Source organism: Alteribacillus sp. JSM 102045 (assembly GCF_041949975.1).
GTDB lineage: Bacteria > Bacillota > Bacilli > Bacillales > Marinococcaceae > Alteribacillus.
Genome location: NZ_JBHFQG010000054.1, coordinates 1 through 18,429, shown reverse-complemented (window position 1 = coordinate 18,429; position 18,429 = coordinate 1). Strand labels below are relative to the sequence as shown.

Sequence of the window (18,429 nt, the reverse complement as noted above, 5' to 3'; positions counted from 1 at the left end):
AGCGTTCGTCCTGAGCCAGGATCAAACTCTCCATGAAAAGAGATTGATACAAGCTGTATCTTAAAAATAATTTGTTAAAGAAATTAACAGACGCTTGACTTTCATTCAATTTTCAAAGGACAACTTCCTTCGCCTCAATTGGCGACTTTTAAAGTTTAACAAATACGTAAAATCAAGTCAATGATTTTTTTAATGTTTTTTTGCGCTCAACTCTTCATCTCTCAAAGGCGCATTTAATAATTTAACATGCGCTTATAATAGCGTCAACCAATTTTAATAAAAAATTGAATTTGTTTTACATATGATCCTCATGCTGCTTATTAATGCGGATTTGAAATGATTTAGCATATCTGCTGCAATCAGCTGAGGTTGCGAGCCGTCGATATATACCAAATACAATTCGGTATTTTTCTTCCATTGCACGTTTTACAGTAGATTCTATTCTATTGTCTTCAAAATCCAAAAGAATCTCTTCTAATTCTTTTTTCAATAAATATTCCATTTCCTGTGCTTCTTTTGTATTAATAAGAAGACCAATCATACTCATCCCTGCTTCCAATAAATGTTATATTCATATCTTGTCCTTTCTTACATAGGTTTATGCCAAGGATGATTCTTCGGAGGGAGACGAATACGGTGCCTAGAAAAGTATGGATTATTAGCAGTCAGAAATTAAAGATCTTTTTTATTTTATGCATGGGAATATTTATCATAGTGGGGGGATTCTTTGTAAATAATTCCTTAATACCTGTCTTTTCTACAAAAGAAGGACCAGCTGCTTTTTACAGAGCAGATATTAATGAAAAAAAAGTGGCTTTAACATTTAATATTAGTTGGGGAGAAGATAAAGCTCTTCCGATATTAGATATTTTGAAAGAGAAGGAAGTGAAGGCTGCTTTTTTCATTTCCGCTGCGTGGGCGGAAAGGCACCCTGATATCGTACAAAGAATGATGGAGGATGGTCATACCATTGGGAATCATGGTTATCGATACGAACATTATCCCCGTCTTGAAGAAGAAGAAATAATAAAAGATTTAAACTTAAGTCATAAAAAACTAAAAGACGTCACAGAACAAGACGTAAAATATTTTCGCCCGCCTCACGGAGATTTTGATAAGAGTGTTTTAGAGACGGTTGATCGTTTCGGATACTCCGTTGTCCATTGGAGTGTAGGGGGCCAGGATTGGGAAAATCCTGGAGTTGACACTATCGTAAATAACATAACAGATGAAATAAAACCTGGAGACGTGATATTACTGCATGCTTCAGACTCAGCTAAACAAACAGGGGAAGCCCTACCAATTATTATTGATAAGCTGCTTGAAGAAAATTATTCCTTTGTAGGTATAGAGGAATTAATTTCACAAGCCGAGGCAAGCATGGAAGAGATTAATTAATAAATAATTTAAATAGCAAGCTGCCTCTTAGCTTTACCGTAGACTTAATCTAGAAGTAACTGCCCTTTCTACTTATTATCCGAACTTTATTCATGTATCTGTGCTATCTGTGTCTTCGCCAAGCAAGTATCATAAAAGCCTGGTATAGAACCAGTCACCTGCATTTTAGGGAATTGAGGTCGATCCGGCTTGAGGAAAGTTCATATTGAGCGCAGCTGCCAACTTTCTGAAAAACGCGTAATGGCATCGCCTGAACAGAAAAGAGTAATTATGCAAAACAGCCGCGTGGAAATAAAACACGACCGGCTGTTTGCCAATCAAGCCCTTTGAGAGAGCTCCTTTTATTTATTTTTATTTGAGGCACCTATTCCGGTTAAACGATGCAAAATGAGAAGTTGCCAAGTATTTGCTGTAAGAAGAGGAGTTAAATAAATCCAAAGCCACTTCGTTTCGTTTACCCTATCTACTGTTAAAGCAGGCACCCACTCTATTGTGGTCACCACAAACATAAAGAACAAGGCAGGAACAAAGGTTTCTTTATTTGTTTCTTGCTGTTTACGAAAAGCAACGAAAATACAGTAAATAATAAGCAATACAGGCATGATCATGTATCCTGCAATTGTCTCCTCTTCAGAAGCAAATGCAACATAACGAAGATATATTAAGTCAAAGAAAACAAATAAAATAAGTACTATTTGCACCCAATTCCAGAGCTTCACTGATTTAAATAAACCCAAGGCAAATCGGTGTAAGGTTAAATATGCAAAATACCCCATCTGCGCCACCAGACTAATTGCCGCACTTATACCAAGCATCCATAATAATCCAAATAAGAAATTTAATATGCCTCCACTGAAATATGTCTCTAAATCAAGAAGGACTCCTACGATAGCACCGCTCGTTGCTCCTATTAATAAGGTGGTAAAAAATAAATAAACAAGCTTTCTTGCATTCAAAAAAATCGCGCTCCTCAATAAAAACCTTTCTATAATTACTACCGTAATGATTTTACCAATGTAATGAAGAAAAAGCTATATGCGCTCTCTGTTATGCATAATTTTTTCACATATCAACCATATTAAAAACGAACAATAATAAACCTTACCAATAAGCATCATTTCAGGGAGAGGGAAATGCAGAAAGGAGCGCATTGTTATGCGTCATGTAAAAGCTGGTTTAACTGCTGTTTTATGCTTTTGCCTGCTATTAGGATGCGCCGCTGCAGCGGAAGAGCAAGGTGCCGGTGATTCCGATTATGAGGAAACGAAAAAAATGCTTGTTGATTTGTTAAAAACGGATGATGGAAAAAAAGCCATTCAAGAAATATTAAGCGATGAAGAAATGAAAAAAAGCATTGTCATGGACCAAGAAACTGTAAAAAAGGCAATTGAAGATACCATGACTTCAGAAAAAGGGAAAAAATTTTGGCAGGAGATGATGAAGGATCCTGAGTTTTCAAAAGCCTTAGCAGATAGTATGCAGGAAGAAAACGAAAAATTGTTAAAAGGTCTTATGAAAGATCCCGAATATCAAACGATGCTGATGGATGTATTGAAAAATCCAGAAATGGAAAAAGCAACTTTAGAGCTGTTAAAAAGCAAGGAATACCGGCAGCAGGTAATGACAATTATGACTGAATCATTTGAAAGCCCGCACTTTAAAGCTAAAATCAGTGAAATACTTGAAAAAGTAGCTGAAAAGCAAATGCAAAAAGAAGATAGCCAACAACAAGAGCAAAGCGGTGGCGGCGGTGGCGGCGAAGGCAGTGGTTCAGGCGGTGGCAGCGGCGGATAATACAAAAAGCACCACAGGAGAAACCTCCTTTTGGTGCTCTTTGTTTTAATCATTTACCGACTTTTTCAATAATACGATCAGCTATATTTGCATAAATGGCCCCGATTGGATGTTCTTTATCGTACACCGACGGAGCAAAATTTTCTTCATCCACGTCCGGTTGTCCTAAAGGAATTTGTCCAAGAAGTTCGGTTTTAAGTTCTTCGGTTAGTCGTTCGCCACCTCCTTGGCCAAAAACGTACTCTTTTTCTCCAGTAAGCTTGCTTTCGAAATAAGCCATATTCTCAATCACGCCAAGGATCTCATGATTCGTCTTTATAGCCATGGCTCCAGCACGTGCAGCAACAAACGCTGCTGTCGCATGCGGAGTACTTACAACCAGCTCCTTACACTCTGGAAGCATAGTGTGAATATCCAGAGCTACGTCACCTGTCCCAGGCGGGAGGTCAAGAATTAGATAGTCGAGTTCTCCCCATTCTACTTCATTAAAGAAGTTGTTAAGCATTTTTCCAAGCATTGGGCCTCTCCATATAACAGGAGCATTATCTTCCACAAAAAAGCCCATAGAAATAACCTTTACCCCAAAACGCTCAACCGGGTAAATCGTTTCTCCTTTAACAATAGGCCGCTGATCAATGCCCATCATATCAGGCACACTAAATCCATAAATATCAGCATCAATAATACCTACTTTTTTACCGGCCCTCGCCATTGCCGTAGCAATATTAACCGATACAGTAGACTTACCAACTCCGCCTTTCCCGCTGGTGACCGCTATAAATTCTGTATCGTTTTCTTTTGAAAGCAGTGACGTTTTTTCCTGCTTCGACTGAGCATCCCCGCCGTGCTGTTTTATTTCCTTTTCGTCCAGCGTATCAAATCTTAATCCGACTGATTCTGCCCCTGCTTCTTTTACTGCTTGTACAATTTGCTGCTGCAATTGCATTTGCTCCGCCGTACCAGTGCGGGCAAGGGCAACTTTCAAACTGACATTATCCTCTTTTATTTTCACTTCCCTTACTCCGCCAGTTTCAACAATACTCTTTTGCAGGTCGGGATCTTTTATGTTTTTTAAAATATCAAGAATTTTCTCTTCACTTAACAACACGGACACCATCCTTTGATTGGCACTAAAATTATTCTAAGTATAGCATACCTTTTTACCTCCCCTTTTTTCAAACGTTTGCATTTTTAATATTCTATTTCTTCCCCGGCATAAAACCTTAACAACCCTCGATAAATCGACACTGCCACTTTATTTTGATATTCTTCGGTTCTTAAATAGGAAGCATCGCTTGGATTTGATAAAAATCCAGCTTCAACTAACACTCCAGGTATATCTGCCTGTCTTAAGATAAATAACTCTTTAATAGGCTTAGTTGTTCTGCTTGAGTTGGATAGGTTATCTTTCATTTCCTCTTGGATAAGCATAGCGAGTTTTTCATTGTCAGGTACTCGTGGATGATAAAAAGTTTGAGCACCATTCCAGCGGGATGATGGGACAGCATTTAAATGAAGACTAATGAAAAGGTCTCCACCGCTTTCATTTACAATCTTTGCGCGTTTGTTTAAATCCTCTTTTTTTCGATTGCTGTATCCTTTCAAATCCTCTCTAGCAAGGTCATAATCTCCTTCTCTTGTCATAAAGACAAGAGCCCCTGCCTCTTGAAGATACTCGCGGAGCATTAACGAAATATTAAGTGCAACCTCTTTTTCTAAAACCCCGTCTTTACTAGAAGATCCTCCATCCACCCCTCCATGTCCTGGATCTAAAATAATAACTTTTCCGGATAAAGGCAGATGCCAATTAGTCATCGAGTCACTTGTCATATACCGCTCTTGTATAAACAAGGCGGCTGCTGTTAATACTATGAATAGAATGGCAAGCCCAAGCCATTTTTTCATACAATGCCCGCTCCTTTTCATTCGATAGCTTGTATCATTTATATGACGGAGCGGGCCAAGGTATTCCTGATTAAAGACGAAGCAGCTGTCTTTTTGCCCCAGCTTCAAGCCCTTTTTTCCACCAATACGTGACATATGATTCCACAATTTCTTTAAGATCAGACCGTTGGGCAGCAGGGTCTTCCACCCACCCGCTCATGAATTCGTATAACTCATTTGTTATGCCGCTAATTTCAACAACAGCCTGCATTTTAAAACGAAATGCTAATTCACTATTTTCGATATAACGGCTGAACTTGCCACCTGATAAAAATGCTTCCAGAGCTAGATCCATACAAGCTTCTTCTAAAAATGAATATGGAAAATGAAAGCGACTGAAGACTGGTACAAATACTTTTTCTGCTGTGGCCTTAATTTCTTCTACCCTGAGATATTGAAGCAGCTTTTTTTCCTCTTCCCATTCTTTTTTTAAACGATGTGGTTCTAAAGATACAACTGTCCCCATAAAAGCCTCCCCCTTCATTATATATTATGCGTTAGAGGCTTTATTAAATACGAGTTGGTGTTTACCATTACAGGCAGTCCAGATGACCTCTTTATTAAAACAAAAAACTCCCTTGCTTCTTAATTCAAGAAACAAAGGAGTTTTGCTGATAATACAGATGTTAACGTTTGTAGAACTGAGGAGCACGGCGAGCTGCTTTAAGACCGTATATCTTACGTTCTTTTCATTAACGAGTTTCTTCCATATTTTATAATTATATGGAGTTTTACTCACTTTAATATCAACACATTTGGGTTAAATACTGCATGCAATTTTGGTGAATAATATAAGGGGATTCAAAAACAACGACTTGAAAAAATCAATTTGATCAGGAGTTCTTCCTATAAGAAATTTAAAGCCTTATTGAAGATAGTTACACCATTACTCCAAATGTAAACCACACCTTATGGTTCCAGCTAGAAACAATTGGTTTACATTACAAGAGCTATGTGCGGTTTCATTGTGCACACTTATATTGGTCACTTTGCCTTTCGTTCAGAAGAAGACAAAATAGTGGAGTGGGACGTTAGAGTTAAAGATAACTTTCACACCCCTGAATTAAGCATGCTGCTGTGGTGGTCATTAATATAGAAGGTTTTGGGAATTAAATCACCACTCTCGCTAACAAGAGTAAAGCTCTTCACACTTATTCCCTCTTTTTATAATATGAAACGTAACCGCCTTATTTGGCATTAAGACACTTAACGAATAGCACCCTCTATATAACTTATTGTTATAACGACAATAATATCAAATAATTATAATCGTGATTATTAAATTAAATGTAATATATTAAAACTATGGTTTTTCATGAAATAACTTATTTGTAAGTTATTTATCCATTACTTTTTTAATAATCAAGATTATAAAATAGTTGTAATTAAAAGACTATTAATGTATAATAAAAATATAAATAACACCTACGGGATTGGATAGGGAACTGGTGTCCCTCTAGGTCTTCAAAACCTCCAGGGAGGCTCGTGCAGTCTTCGGTGGGTTCGATTCCCACGCAATCCCGCCATATTTACTCTCTCCATACTATGTTCTTTAAAAACATTACTAGAATTTATTCCTCCTCGATGTCCTGAAAATATATGTTTCTATTCTAATTTTCACTTCAGTATTTTTTTAAACGAGTTATTTATCTCTGTTTATTGGAGTTATGCGGAATATCGTTCCACTTATTAACTATTGTAAAAGTTAAGTTTTTGGTCTTTTGTGTTTTTCCCATGGACTTTTTAAAATTTGGCTTTAAAGCAGCAATTAACACAGCTATAGAAAACGACAACAAAAAAGCCCAGATTTAATAATCCGGAAGCTTTCTCACCAAGAGCAGTCTAGCAGGATTAAGGTCCTCTAATCGTTCTTAGGGGTTTAGAAATGTTATGTTAGAAGTGAACTTTGTATCTAGTTGGTTTTTTGATCGTCCTTAGGCATGCCTAAGGACTCTATTGGCGGGTAGAATGATAGAAGGGAAACTCTGTATTATTGCAATCATTTCAATAATAAACGTTCAAGAAGGGTAAGGAGTAGGAGTGAAAGCTCCCACCCCGACTAGGAGTTAGGAAATAATAGTGTCTCTCTATACACACATACCTATGAGGTATCCCATGTGACAAAGCTTACTAAAATCCTCTTATCCTAAGTTTGGCTAATTATGCTTATCTGCTACTCGCGGGAAGTTTTTATCATATTAAGATATTCTGTTAGTATAGTATTTATTGGATAACTTTTCCATATCATTAAAAGTAAGAGTACGTGGGTCTGAAGAAGAAATCTTATTATTAAAATCTTTCAATTGGTAAACATCATAAACTCTGGTTTTTACTGCTTCTGAAAGAAAGAGAGTTCCACAGATGGTTACCTTCTGCACTCCAAAACTTTCCCCATATTCAAAACTATTAAGTTTAAACCTTGCTTCACTCATTGAGTATACCTCCAATCCTTACGCTAGTTACACAACCGATTCATTAGCTCATTTAAAGACTATAAAGCAAACAAAGCCATATATAATTAGTAGCTTCCATGAGAAAAAATCTTTTTCTTCTCATGTTTTCAATGGATAAACACATTTTTTAATCGTCAAATATAATGGACTTAAAATAATAGTTCTTCTTTTCTAATCAAAGAAAGTTTCTCTGTTTTTTCTTTAACCATGTAAGGCTCCACTGCTCTTCTTGCAACATCTGTTGCTATGGCCTCCTGAGCAACTGCCGCTGCTACATTCGGTGCAACACGAGGATCAAAAGGACCTGGAATTACATAATCCTCTGATAATTTCTCATCTGGTATAAGTGAAGCAATAGTATAAGCTGCTGCAAGTTTCATTTCTTCATTTATTTTGGTAGCGTGAACATCAAGAGCTCCACGAAAAATACCTGGAAACGCCAAAACATTATTTACTTGATTGGGAAAATCAGAGCGTCCTGTGCCTACCACTCGTGCACCAGCTTCTTTAGCCTCATTAGGCATTATTTCAGGATCTGGGTTTGCCATAGCAAAAATTATTGCATCCTCATTCATGCTTCTCACCATCTCCTTATTTAATGTCCCTGCTGCTGAAACTCCTATAAAGACATCAGCTTCTTTTAAAACATCTTTCATTGTTCCCCGAACTTTCTTATGGTTAGTAATTTTTGCCACCTTCTCTTTGGACTCATTCATTCTAAAAGGTCTACCATCATAAATAATTCCTTTAGAATCACATAACAAGAGATCTTCTATTCCTATTTTATTCAGCAACTTTATAGTAGCGATCCCAGCTGCTCCTGCACCATTTACCACTACCTTTATATCTGCAATCGGTTTATTGACTAATTTTAATGCATTTAATAAACCAGCTACCGTAACAATTGCGGTTCCATGCTGATCGTCATGAAAAATTGGAATATTTGTCTCTCTCTTAAGCCGCTCTTCTATAATAAAACAGTTAGGAGCTGAAATATCTTCGAGGTTAATCCCCCCAAAGTTTGGTTCAAGCAATTTCACAGTTTCCACTATTTTATCTATGCTAGTTGTGTTTAAGGAAAGTGGAAATGCGTCCACTCCAGCAAAACTTTTAAATAAGACTGCTTTCCCCTCCATGACCGGTATCGATGCTTCAGCTCCGATATTACTTAAACCAAGAACCGCAGTCCCGTCGGATATCACAGCAACCATATTTCCTTTCATGGTATATTCAAAAACAGCACTATTATCTTTTTGTATTTCCTTACAAGGTTCTGCAACTCCCGGAGAATAAGCCAAACTTAAATCTTTAGGGGTTCTAACTTTTATTTTCGATGTTGTTTCAAGTTTCCCATGATTTTCACGATGAACTTGTAATGCCTCTTCTATAAAGTTATCCAACTATGTCACTCTCCTTAAATCTTAGAGTTTTAAACTTACCTTCTTTTTTATCGGGAATTTACTTTTCAAAAATAGATTCCGTTCTTTTACCTCTACGGTTTATTTCTTGCTTCAATATATCTATAAACTCTTTTTCAATATATTTCTCTTTTGCTAATCGATAGATATAAAGCAATATTTCAGTGAATATATCTTTAATTGGTAATAACTTCTTGTATTTGTAGGGTGTTTGTTTGAAAAAGCCCCTTTTAATAAGGGACTTTTTCGATGACTTTCAATAACGTAGGCACATAGATTGTAGTTAAGGTTTGAACTTACACACTTTCGCTTGGTCGAGCACCTTTCATTGCATCAATGATTTCATCTTTATCCAGTGATAATTCCATTAATCCTATTTGATCCTGGTAGACATCTTCTGGGATCAATTCCTTAATCTCATCTTCCAGAATATGATAGACCGAAAGACCTAAGGCCACACCAGCTAGCGGTCCCGCATATGTTGGATCTCCAGCTGTAACCGTTTCAGCGAAAATTTCGGCACTATCCTCATCTGGGGACCCTAAAATTACGTAAACATTTTCATTACCATACTTTTCAGTTGCTTTCTTTACCTCTTCTTGGACCACCTGGTCCATTGCACCGGCAGCTGTTCAAACAAAGCACTGAGTATCTTTATAAATGATGTCTGCCCCTGCTGCTTTCATACACTCTTCAATAGCCGGAGCAGGCACCCCATCTCTTTCTCCAAGAACAAACACTTTTTTATTTGCTAAATCCATCTTTATCACCCTTTGAAATTATTGAGATACTTCAAGGCTTTCATCGATTAAGTTTTTTATATCTTCCTTAGTTAGCTCACCGCCAGAGATTCGATTAACCTCTTTTCCATCTTTAAATAATATAAAGGCAGGCAATCCCATCACACGGTGATTAATGCAAACTTTTCTGTTTTCTGCGCTATTGAGTTTAACTATCTTCACTTGGTCTCCATACTCCTCAGCCAAATTTTCAACATCCGGCATTAATTTAAGACACGGTTGACAACTGGGTCCCCAAAAGTCTACTATTACTGGTTTTTCCTCTTGAATAACCTCCTCTTCAAAATTTCTTTTATTTACATCCTGCATGATTATTCAGCTCCTTTGTTTTTTTCTATCATAAAAGACATTCCATCAGAAAGCGTTGTCATTTTTCCTAAGAAAAGGCTCCCTTTTCCCACAAACATAGCATTATTTATTTCTCCTTTATTAATCATATCTCTTGCATGACCGATAAACGGAATAGCTGAAGCAATGTGTCCTTGAGTTGGAGAAAACCCTATCATTCCACGTTCCTCTTCAAAAGAGTTCATTTCCGTCCGATCCAATTCTTTTCGTAGTACAGCCATACCAGCAATTGTACGATAATTTCCTCTTGGGACATTTCCATTTCCATTAGGTTCCGTTACGTCAGGGTTATGAAGCTCAACAGCATATTTATCGATATCTGTAATTTGTTTTCCTATTCTTTCAAGAGGGCTAACAACCAATGTTTGATAAATAGCTTGGGCTGAAGATCCGGCAGAGATATCATGCTTTCCAAAAGCATCCATTTGAATTTGAGGATTTTTCCCATCATCTTGCCCAACTAATATTGCTATAGCCCCCATTTGGTCCTCCGTAATCGGCATTTTTTTTGAAAGATTTCCAGCAAATTTCATCCCAAGTTTAGCTAAGCAACCACCACCTATCACTAAGACTTCTTTATGAGTGCCAGCTTGCACAAGGCTTGCTGCAATACTAATTGCATGTGCCGGGGCGCAACAAAATGATTTGATATCTGAGCCAGAGGCATTGGTACAACCTGCATGCTCTGCAATTGACTTGGCCATATTTCCACCGCCGCGCTGATAACGATCTCCCACAGCTTCCTCATCACAACCAATCACATAATCAATCTTTTCAGGCGAAACATCAAAGGCCTTTAGAGCATGACGCATCGCTACAATACCGGATGCTTTATTACTTAGGTTCTCTAATAAAATGTGAGCGGAAAGAAATTTGTCTTCATCATGACCGGCTTCGATTACACCAATTAGTTGATCTTTCTTGATATGCAATGGTAAAGCACTATCGTTTGAAAGCTTCTCTTCAATTTCGTTCAGTGAAATCCCTGTGCCTAACGCTTCAAGGTCGTCCTTCGAAATTAAGGGATGTTTTTCCAATGAACCCTTCACATTTTCTTGTAAAAATTTTTCTTCTAGGGAGATCAAATTATATGAATCAGCTATTTTCAGCCACCCATAAAATTCATCTTCCGGGAGAATTTCTCCCCAGGGGCTGAATCGTTTAGCACCTTGAATATAAGTATTCGTCCATGGTCTTTCATAATCTTTTAGTAATTCAGGTCTGAGGTTACCGATAAATACTTGGTTTGGAGGATAAGCTACTGCCTCTTGAAAACTACGTAACCCACTCAATATTTGATCCAAGATTTCAGGGTCTTTTTCAATTTCTCTTACTGGTTTTGATCCGTGACGGACCAGGCTTGGGGTATGGGTAATAACAAAGGAAGATCCTTTAATAACGGGCGCTGTCATGTTACACCTCCATATTCATTTCTTTTAATTTTTCTTCTAAACTTTCTACGTATTGTTGGGCTGATAGTGCTGCAACACTGCCATCTCCAGTTGCTGTGATAATCTGTCGAAGCATTTTTTCATTCACGTCACCAGCGGAAAAAATTCCTTCAACCCTAGTTTTCATGTCCTCATCCACTTCAATGTATCCATTTTCATTGGTTATTCCTAAATTTTTAACACAATCGCTGAGGGGATCCATTCCAATGTAAATAAATGCTCCTGCACACGGAAACTCACTGATCTCACCAGTCAATTTATCTTTTATACGAACTCCTGAAACCATTCCGTCCCCTATTATCTCCTCTACAGTATGATTCCAAATAAAATTTATTTTTTCATTCTCAAAAGCTCGTTTTTGAATGATTTTTTGAGCCCGAAGTTCGTCTCTGCGATGAATGATCGTAACCTTTGTCGCAAATCTAGTTAGGAATATTGCTTCCTCAACAGCCGAATCTCCCCCGCCCACTACAACTAACTCTTGATCAGCAAAAAATGCCCCGTCACAGACGGCACAATACGAAACTCCAAATCCCGAAAGCTCCTCTTCACCTGGAACACCCAGAGAACGGTGTTTAGCTCCTGTGCCAATAATTACTGATTTTGTTTTATATTCCTTATTATCTACAATCACTGATTTCAGGGGATAGCCATTTCTTATTTCTTGGATGTTTCCTTGCATATATTCGGCCCCGAACTTGGTAGAATGTTCATACATTTTATTGGATAAGTCGGGACCTAAGATTGCTTCAAATCCAGGATAGTTCTCTATATCTTCTGTTTTTGTCATTTGCCCTCCAGGAAGGCCTTTTTCTATCATTAATGTTTCCATTTTTGCCCGCGATGTATAGACAGCTGCTGTCATGCCAGCAGGACCTGCTCCAGCAATAATCACATCATAAACCTTTTCACTACTCATAGGCTCCCCCTTATTCTGCAGAGATTTGTCTGGCATTCTTCATTGCATTAATGATTTCATCTTTATCCAGTGATAATTCCATTAATCCTATTTGATCCTGGTAGACATCTTCCGGGATTAATTCCTTTATCTCATCTTCAAGAATATGATAGACTGGAAGATCTAAGGCCACACCAGCTAGCGGTCCTGCATACGTTGGATCCCCTGCTGTGACCGTTTCAGCGAAAATTTCGGCACTATCCTCATCTGGGGACCCTAAAATTACGTAAACATTTTCATTACCATACTTTTCAGCTGCTTTCTTCACCTCTTCTTGGACCACCTGGTCCATTGCACCGGCAGCTGTTCAAACAAAGCACTGAGTATCTTTATAAATGATGTCTGCCCCTGCTGCTTTTATACATTCTTCAATAGCCGGAGCAGGCACCCCATCTCTTTCTCCAAGAACGAACACTTTTTTGTCTTTTATCATTTACAATTCCTCCTTTAATAGAATGAAAAGATTTAAGTTAGAATTTAAATCTTTACTTCCAAGATTGTTGCTTCTTGGATATCACTTGCTAATGCGTTAACTGCAACCTCAACACGATGCTTTCTAAGGTTCCACTGTTCCTCAACAGGTTTGTTAGGATCACCTAGCGGATAAGGGATTGAAATGGTTGGTACGATACGGTTGGATCCTACGGTTTTAGCAATAGAAACTAGGTTTGCCATTTGAACAATTGGAATTCCGGCTCTTTCAATTTCCTTGGTTATCGTTGACCCGCAACGAGTACATGTTCCTCAGGTGGAAGTAAGAATAACAGCTGAAACATTTGCTTCCTTTAAATCCTGGGCAATTTCAGTTCCCATCCGGCTGGCTTCCGCTTGAGTAGTACCGGTTCCTACCGTGGAGTAAATATAATCATAAACTTCACCTATTTTCTTATCATTTTCCAATTGTCTTAAAGCATCCAAGGGAACAATTACATTTGGATTCGCATTGGCGGCAGCTGGGTCAAAACCCGCATGAATTGTTTCCCATTCACCTGCCTTTAAGGAGTCAAGACTAGAAACCTCATATTTTCCCCATTTTGTAGCTGAAGCAGATTGTATTCTATCTGGATTTCCCAAAGGAACAATTCCACCCGAACTTACTAAAGCAACTCTTGCTTTCTTAAGATTTCCCACTGGTGGAGCAATCTCCACCCTTTCAATAACAGGCATTGGCATCTCAGTTTCATATTCTTCTTCATTTAGTTTTTTTAATAACATGTTAACAGCACGGTATGCCCCTATTTGTTCAGCCTCGTAAAATGTTTCTAATCTTACGCCTCTCGGAAAATAACCTTCTTCTTTAGCTGACGTCACTTCACCACCCTGAAGAAGTTTTTTTCCGAAACGGGCCATTTTAGGTATGTCTTTTCTCATTGCAGCTGCGCTATTACCACCAGGAAAAACATAAATTTCCTTATGAAACATCTCTACGGCAGGGTTTTCAACATACATACTGGTAACAACGGGAACACCAAATTTGTCCTGTACAGCTTTACAGATTTCGCCACATGCTACCCCATAGCGCCCAGCCATAAAAGCAGGACCGGCAAAGAAGATATCAAACTCTTTATTATCCAAATATTCCAAAATCACCTTAATAGCTTCATCCTTATGAGATCCCATAAAATTATCTCCGCAAATTACTGTGTGTGTTACCTCTGCTTCAGGAGCCAATAATTTATTAAGTAACAACCCTGGACCGATGGTGCCTTCGCTAATTTTAGGTTTAAAGTCTGCTTTATCTTCTCCGCCGATTTGACCAAAAAATTGATTAATATAATGGATGGCTTTTTTCAATCGTTTTCCCTCCTTTAATATTCAACTACTGTCTTATAATGATTTCCTGAACTAGAATCTGCGCAAAATATTCCGTTGTTTTCCATTTCAATAGAACCGTCCTCTTTGACTGATTCATTCCAACCACCAGAATTACCATCGCGGGACAAAGCTTCCAATTCGCCTATAATGGTTTTCATTGGATTTAATTTGAGATATTGAGAAACATTACCTGTTGATACAATGGCATTTGCCTTATCTGATAAGTCAACAAGAGGTTGCGATTTTCCATCACGCCCTGTGCATTCATTTGTGATACCAACCACTTTGATTCCAGCATCCTCCAGTTCGTTGTAAGCCAGTATGAAATCAGAATCTGGGTTACCATAGCCCTCTTCCGATATCACTGCTCCTTTTGCACCTAAACTAGTTGCTAACTGTCTTACGAAAAGAGCCGAACGTTGCTTTTCTTCTAAATTCACGTTTAAGTTTGATAGAATAACTCCTAGAAAATTAATTTTTTTTCCATGTTGACCCAATAAGTGCTTTATTGTTTCATTATTTACATGCTGGTAAGTAGATATTTTGGAAGAAGAAGGCATGAAACTTCCTGAAACTACAGCTCCATCCAGCAATTCATTAGGTGACATGAATGTTGGTACCATACGATTAACATCCCAGCCATACACCATAGCGTTGTAACCCGCTTCAAGCATTTGAGACTGTAGTTGAAGTACATACACAACACCCGGGAGTTTTTTTATCTCCCCAGTTCGTTTATGAAGAGGCTGGTGACTATATACATCCATATCTTCTGGTTCTAAGTCTTTCACGCAACTCCCCAAATACTCAGCTAACCTCATAGCTCCCCAACGTAATGCTTCATTTTTTTTCTGCTGTTCATTTTTTTCGAAATCTTCATTTGTATTAGCTACCAAGCAAATATTTAATAATTCAGAAAACATAGTCTGTTTAGATCCTGGACCGCTCATATCAATGAGACCGTCTTGAAATCCCCCCCAATGTTTTCCCACTGCTAGTACACTGGTTCCTTTTAAGGCATGAGTTCTCCCACTCCCAACTTGCATAAGTTTGTTCGTTACTCCTGGAAACAACACTCCACCAGAAACTTTATACCTAGGTTCTACTGCTTCTTTAACGGGAGTGATTCTAGTTGATTCACCAGGTCTTGCAATAACAATATCAGCTGAAATAATTCTTTCATCTTCATAAACAACCTTTAAAGCTTCTTCTTTATTAATGGTTAATACACCATTATTAAAAGAAGTTTGACTGCCAAATATAACGCTTTTCACTTGAAAATTTCCTACTTCTAATTTCACTTCTTACCCCCCTTGAAAAATTTAATAATCATGATTATTTTTTATTGATTGATTACATTATATTTATTAATCCTGAAATTGTAAATAGTTTTTTTTTGTATTTTTTATTAATTGTTAAATAATTTTGTTTTTTAATCATGATTATGTTATTATCAACTTCAATGAACGATAACGCTTTCAAGGAGGGACTAACTTTAATAAAAAAATAAAAAAAACTATTGAGGAGGATTTGCATGAGGTTCATTCAAAGCAATATGGTATTAAGCATTTCTCTATTTATTATTGTCTTGTTTGTAATATTTGGAGCTTTTTTTAATGACTTGTTAGAAATGTGGGTTAACTATTTTTTAGGCACTACTGTGGAATACTTTGGGTGGTTTTATTTAACAGCTACTCTAGTTTTTTTGGTCATGGCTATATTGCTGATTTTCTCAAGGTATGGAAAAATTCGATTAGGAAAAGACACTGATAGGCCAGTTTATAGCAAGTTATCTTGGATAGCGATGTTATTTAGTGCAGGTATGGGGATTGGACTGGTTTTCTGGGGAGTAGCTGAGCCATTATTTCATTATATGACCCCGCCATATGGAGAAGCGGCAACTGCTGATGCTGCAAATACCGCAATGACCTATACGTATTTTCATTGGGGGCTTCACCCCTGGGCTGTATATACCATTATTGGATTAAGTTTAGCCTTTTTCCAATATAGAAAGGACCTTCCCGGGCTAATCAGTTCCACCTTTTATCCAATTATCGGGGATCGAATTTATGGACCTCTTGGAAAAGGAATCGATGTTTTAGCAATCTTTGCCACCGTTTTTGGTGTTGCTACTTCCTTAGGCCTTGGAACTATGCAAATAGCTGGAGGGTTAAGCTATTTATTGGATGTTCCAAATATAATTAGCACACAAATTATCATCATTGCAATTGTTACAGTACTTTTTGCAGGATCAGCGGTCATTGGTATTGACAGGGGCATGAAAATCCTTTCAAATTTTAATATTTTACTAGCATTAGGGATTATGTTGCTCTTACTGTTTTTAGGGCCTACTTCCCAAATCTTCAAAGTATTTACCAGTACAACTGGGAGTTATTTAGATAATGTACTTTATATGAGCTTAAGAATCCGACCTTTTGGTGATAATTCTTGGATTGCAGGATGGACCTTATTCTACTGGGCATGGTGGATTGCATGGGCTCCATTTGTTGGTAGTTTTATTGCAAAAATCTCTAAAGGTAGAACCATTAAAGAGTTTATTCTAGGAGTATTATTTATCCCTACTATAGGTACCTTTGCATGGTTTTCCGTTTTTGGAGGTGCAAGCTTGCATCTTGTACACAATATGGGTAACACAGCTTTATCAGAAGCAGCCACTACTGACGTCACTGAAGCCTTGTTTGTATTTTTTCAATATTTCCCGTTTAGTACAACTTTAAGTGTTATTGCTGTCATACTGGTTGTTAGCTTTTTTGTAACATCAGCCGATTCGTCAACTTTTGTTTTATCGATATTCAGTTCTCAAGGTAACCTCAATCCTTCAAGAAATATTAAGCTCACTTGGGGATGCTTACTATCTCTCGTATCAATTGTCTTGCTCTTAAGTGGCAGCCTCGAGACCTTACAATCTGCTTCGATTGCGGCTGCGTTTCCCTTTACTATCATTATGTCAGTAATGTGCTATTCCCTTTTGAAGGGATTGATTTTGGAGCATGGAAAAATACACAACTATCCCAAACGAAATGAATCCAAAATCAAGGAGAATGAACATAAAGAAATAATGTAATTTTCTTAGCAATTATGTTTCTGCATTGTAGTTCGTATATGACTTACGGTAATTTCTGTTGCTTCTTCCACTGTGTATTCACATCTTTTATTTAAAAACATAGTATGCATACCTTGCCATATAAGAAAATGAATCTCACTAATTTGACTGGCATCTTCGGCTTTAATGTAGCCCTTGTCGATACATGGATTAAGTGCAATAAGGTCTCTTTTAGTAAGGTTAGATTCTAAAAGCATTTCTCTTAATTCTTTTGGAACTTCGACTAGGTCTGTTGGAAACATTCCATAGTAATCCTTTAAAAGTTTTTCAGCAGGACAACCTAAGTTCGAAGAAAACACTGAATAATAAATTTGTGGATCACTAAATGAGAACCTAGAAAAACACTCCCACATTTTTAGGTACTGTTCCAGAGGATCTTCGGTGGAAGCAAGATATTCAGGTAAAGCATTAATGTATTTTTTCACATAGCGCATTGATGCAAAAAATATTAAATGAGACAGTTCTTCAAAGTAATTATAAATGGTTGCACTATTAAAGCCGGCTAAGTCAGCAACTTTTCGAATAGTGATTTTATCCATTCCTTCTTGTTCAATAATTTCGGAAGTGGCATCTATGAAATATACCATCATTCGAATGGTCTGGATTTCTTTGTTTTTGGCCTTTTTCAATTAATTCACCTCTTATAATCATTTTTAACCATGATTAAAATGTAATTACGATAAGTTTAGTGTAGCATAATTTTCTGTTATATGGGTTAAATTTGATTTTTTTATTATGAAATTTACTTAATAAAGTAGGGAGCGATTTTATGAAGACAAAAAAAATTCAAAAACTTTTAGTAGCAAACCGTGGAGAAATAGCAATCCGTATTTTCCGGGCATGCACCGAATTACATATTCGAACCGTTGCGGTGTATTCCAAAGAAGACTCGAGTGCGTTTCACCGGTACAAAGCAGATGAAGCTT

General features: G+C 37.4%; 19 protein-coding genes and 1 tRNA gene. 5 read left to right on the top strand and 15 right to left on the bottom strand.

All coding sequences use genetic code 11. The annotated features are described in order from the left end of the window. Nucleotides 1-295 precede the first annotated feature (295 nt). Complete coding sequence (locus tag ACE1TI_RS20495; RefSeq protein ID WP_375009381.1) at nt 296-541, bottom strand: hypothetical protein; 246 nt, start codon at nt 539-541, stop codon at nt 296-298. Nucleotides 542-636: 95 nt separating this feature from the next. On the opposite strand from ACE1TI_RS20495, the gene pdaB reads away from it, so the two are divergent. Beyond that, nucleotides 637-1,398, top strand: a complete 762-nt coding sequence (gene pdaB / locus ACE1TI_RS20490) for a polysaccharide deacetylase family sporulation protein PdaB (RefSeq protein WP_375009380.1) — start codon at nt 637-639, stop codon at nt 1,396-1,398. A gap of 341 nt (nt 1,399-1,739) precedes the next feature. Here pdaB and ACE1TI_RS20485 read toward each other — a convergent pair whose 3' ends face one another. Next, nucleotides 1,740-2,354, bottom strand: a complete 615-nt coding sequence (locus ACE1TI_RS20485) for a KinB-signaling pathway activation protein (RefSeq protein WP_375009379.1) — start codon at nt 2,352-2,354, stop codon at nt 1,740-1,742. A gap of 199 nt (nt 2,355-2,553) precedes the next feature. Here ACE1TI_RS20485 and gerD point away from each other — a divergent pair, with 199 nt between their 5' ends. Beyond that, nucleotides 2,554-3,192 carry a spore germination lipoprotein GerD gene (gerD, locus tag ACE1TI_RS20480; protein WP_375009378.1) on the top strand — a complete coding sequence of 213 codons (639 nt, stop codon included), beginning with the start codon at nt 2,554-2,556 and terminating at the stop codon, nt 3,190-3,192. Nucleotides 3,193-3,241: 49 nt separating this feature from the next. On the opposite strand, the gene ACE1TI_RS20475 is transcribed toward gerD, so the two are convergent. From ACE1TI_RS20475 to ACE1TI_RS20465, 3 genes are all read right to left on the bottom strand, one after another. Beyond that, on the bottom strand, nt 3,242-4,297 hold the full coding sequence (locus ACE1TI_RS20475; RefSeq protein ID WP_375009384.1) for an Mrp/NBP35 family ATP-binding protein: 1,056 nt from the start codon (nt 4,295-4,297) through the stop codon (nt 3,242-3,244). 86 nt (nt 4,298-4,383) lie between these two features. Beyond that, nucleotides 4,384-5,097, bottom strand: coding sequence for an N-acetylmuramoyl-L-alanine amidase CwlD (cwlD, locus tag ACE1TI_RS20470; protein ID WP_375009377.1), 714 nt, complete (start codon nt 5,095-5,097; stop codon nt 4,384-4,386). Between the two features lie 70 nt (nt 5,098-5,167). Continuing rightward, entirely contained in the window at nt 5,168-5,602 is a 435-nt protein-coding gene (locus tag ACE1TI_RS20465) for a DUF2521 family protein (protein WP_375009376.1), read from the bottom strand. A 963-nt stretch (nt 5,603-6,565) separates the two neighbouring features. On the opposite strand from ACE1TI_RS20465, the gene ACE1TI_RS20460 reads away from it, so the two are divergent. Beyond that, nucleotides 6,566-6,662: transfer RNA gene (locus ACE1TI_RS20460), tRNA-Sec, on the top strand. 672 nt (nt 6,663-7,334) lie between these two features. On the opposite strand, the gene ACE1TI_RS20455 is transcribed toward ACE1TI_RS20460, so the two are convergent. From ACE1TI_RS20455 to ACE1TI_RS20410, 9 genes are all read right to left on the bottom strand, one after another. Continuing rightward, entirely contained in the window at nt 7,335-7,568 is a 234-nt protein-coding gene (locus ACE1TI_RS20455; RefSeq protein WP_375009375.1) for a hypothetical protein, read from the bottom strand. 170 nt (nt 7,569-7,738) lie between these two features. Beyond that, nucleotides 7,739-8,989 carry an NADP-dependent malic enzyme gene (ystJ, locus tag ACE1TI_RS20450; RefSeq protein WP_375009374.1) on the bottom strand — a complete coding sequence of 417 codons (1,251 nt, stop codon included), beginning with the start codon at nt 8,987-8,989 and terminating at the stop codon, nt 7,739-7,741. A gap of 314 nt (nt 8,990-9,303) precedes the next feature. Next, nucleotides 9,304-9,768 carry a glycine/sarcosine/betaine reductase complex selenoprotein A gene (gene grdA / locus ACE1TI_RS20440; protein ID WP_375009372.1) on the bottom strand — a complete coding sequence of 155 codons (465 nt, stop codon included), beginning with the start codon at nt 9,766-9,768 and terminating at the stop codon, nt 9,304-9,306. Between the two features lie 18 nt (nt 9,769-9,786). Then, nucleotides 9,787-10,116 (bottom strand): thioredoxin family protein, encoded by a 330-nt coding sequence (locus ACE1TI_RS20435; RefSeq protein ID WP_375009371.1) that lies wholly within the window; start codon nt 10,114-10,116, stop codon nt 9,787-9,789. A gap of 2 nt (nt 10,117-10,118) precedes the next feature. Next, nucleotides 10,119-11,567 carry a glycine/sarcosine/betaine reductase complex component C subunit beta gene (gene grdC, locus ACE1TI_RS20430; RefSeq protein WP_375009370.1) on the bottom strand — a complete coding sequence of 483 codons (1,449 nt, stop codon included), beginning with the start codon at nt 11,565-11,567 and terminating at the stop codon, nt 10,119-10,121. A 1-nt stretch (nt 11,568) separates the two neighbouring features. Beyond that, the gene (trxB, locus tag ACE1TI_RS20425; protein WP_375009369.1) at nt 11,569-12,525 is read right to left on the bottom strand and encodes a thioredoxin-disulfide reductase; all 957 of its coding nucleotides are present in this window, start codon (nt 12,523-12,525) and stop codon (nt 11,569-11,571) included. A gap of 10 nt (nt 12,526-12,535) precedes the next feature. Beyond that, nucleotides 12,536-12,997: a glycine/sarcosine/betaine reductase complex selenoprotein A gene (gene grdA, locus ACE1TI_RS20420; RefSeq protein WP_375009368.1), complete on the bottom strand. Its 462-nt coding sequence runs from the start codon at nt 12,995-12,997 to the stop codon at nt 12,536-12,538. Between the two features lie 44 nt (nt 12,998-13,041). Beyond that, the gene (locus tag ACE1TI_RS20415) at nt 13,042-14,358 is read right to left on the bottom strand and encodes a glycine/betaine/sarcosine/D-proline family reductase selenoprotein B (RefSeq protein WP_375009367.1); all 1,317 of its coding nucleotides are present in this window, start codon (nt 14,356-14,358) and stop codon (nt 13,042-13,044) included. Nucleotides 14,359-14,372: 14 nt separating this feature from the next. After that, a complete protein-coding gene (locus ACE1TI_RS20410; RefSeq protein ID WP_375009366.1) occupies nt 14,373-15,680 on the bottom strand; it encodes a glycine/sarcosine/betaine reductase component B subunit in 1,308 nt (435 codons plus the stop codon). Between the two features lie 254 nt (nt 15,681-15,934). Here ACE1TI_RS20410 and ACE1TI_RS20405 point away from each other — a divergent pair, with 254 nt between their 5' ends. Beyond that, a complete protein-coding gene (locus tag ACE1TI_RS20405) occupies nt 15,935-17,464 on the top strand; it encodes a glycine betaine uptake BCCT transporter (RefSeq protein WP_375009383.1) in 1,530 nt (509 codons plus the stop codon). 5 nt (nt 17,465-17,469) lie between these two features. Here the strand turns inward: ACE1TI_RS20405 and ACE1TI_RS20400 are convergent, their stop codons facing one another. Next, nucleotides 17,470-18,132: a TetR/AcrR family transcriptional regulator gene (locus ACE1TI_RS20400; protein WP_375009365.1), complete on the bottom strand. Its 663-nt coding sequence runs from the start codon at nt 18,130-18,132 to the stop codon at nt 17,470-17,472. Nucleotides 18,133-18,272: 140 nt separating this feature from the next. Between ACE1TI_RS20400 and ACE1TI_RS20395 the strand changes: the two genes are divergently transcribed. Next, the coding region (locus ACE1TI_RS20395; protein ID WP_375009382.1) for a biotin carboxylase N-terminal domain-containing protein at nt 18,273-18,429 on the top strand (157 nt) is incomplete at its 3' end.

Bases quoted from the DNA above. Each gene is read 5' to 3' on its own strand.
- ACE1TI_RS20405 (WP_375009383.1), top strand. From the start codon at position 15,935: ATGGTATTAAGCATTTCTCTATTTATTATTGTCTTGTTTGTAATATTT.
- grdC (WP_375009370.1), bottom strand. From the start codon at position 11,567: ATGACAGCGCCCGTTATTAAAGGATCTTCCTTTGTTATTACCCATACC.
- ACE1TI_RS20455 (WP_375009375.1), bottom strand. From the start codon at position 7,568: ATGAGTGAAGCAAGGTTTAAACTTAATAGTTTTGAATATGGGGAAAGT.
- ACE1TI_RS20465 (WP_375009376.1), bottom strand. From the start codon at position 5,602: ATGGGGACAGTTGTATCTTTAGAACCACATCGTTTAAAAAAAGAATGG.
- cwlD (WP_375009377.1), bottom strand. From the start codon at position 5,097: ATGAAAAAATGGCTTGGGCTTGCCATTCTATTCATAGTATTAACAGCA.
- trxB (WP_375009369.1), bottom strand. From the start codon at position 12,525: ATGAGTAGTGAAAAGGTTTATGATGTGATTATTGCTGGAGCAGGTCCT.
- gerD (WP_375009378.1), top strand. From the start codon at position 2,554: ATGCGTCATGTAAAAGCTGGTTTAACTGCTGTTTTATGCTTTTGCCTG.
- ACE1TI_RS20435 (WP_375009371.1), bottom strand. From the start codon at position 10,116: ATGCAGGATGTAAATAAAAGAAATTTTGAAGAGGAGGTTATTCAAGAG.
- ACE1TI_RS20495 (WP_375009381.1), bottom strand. From the start codon at position 541: ATGATTGGTCTTCTTATTAATACAAAAGAAGCACAGGAAATGGAATAT.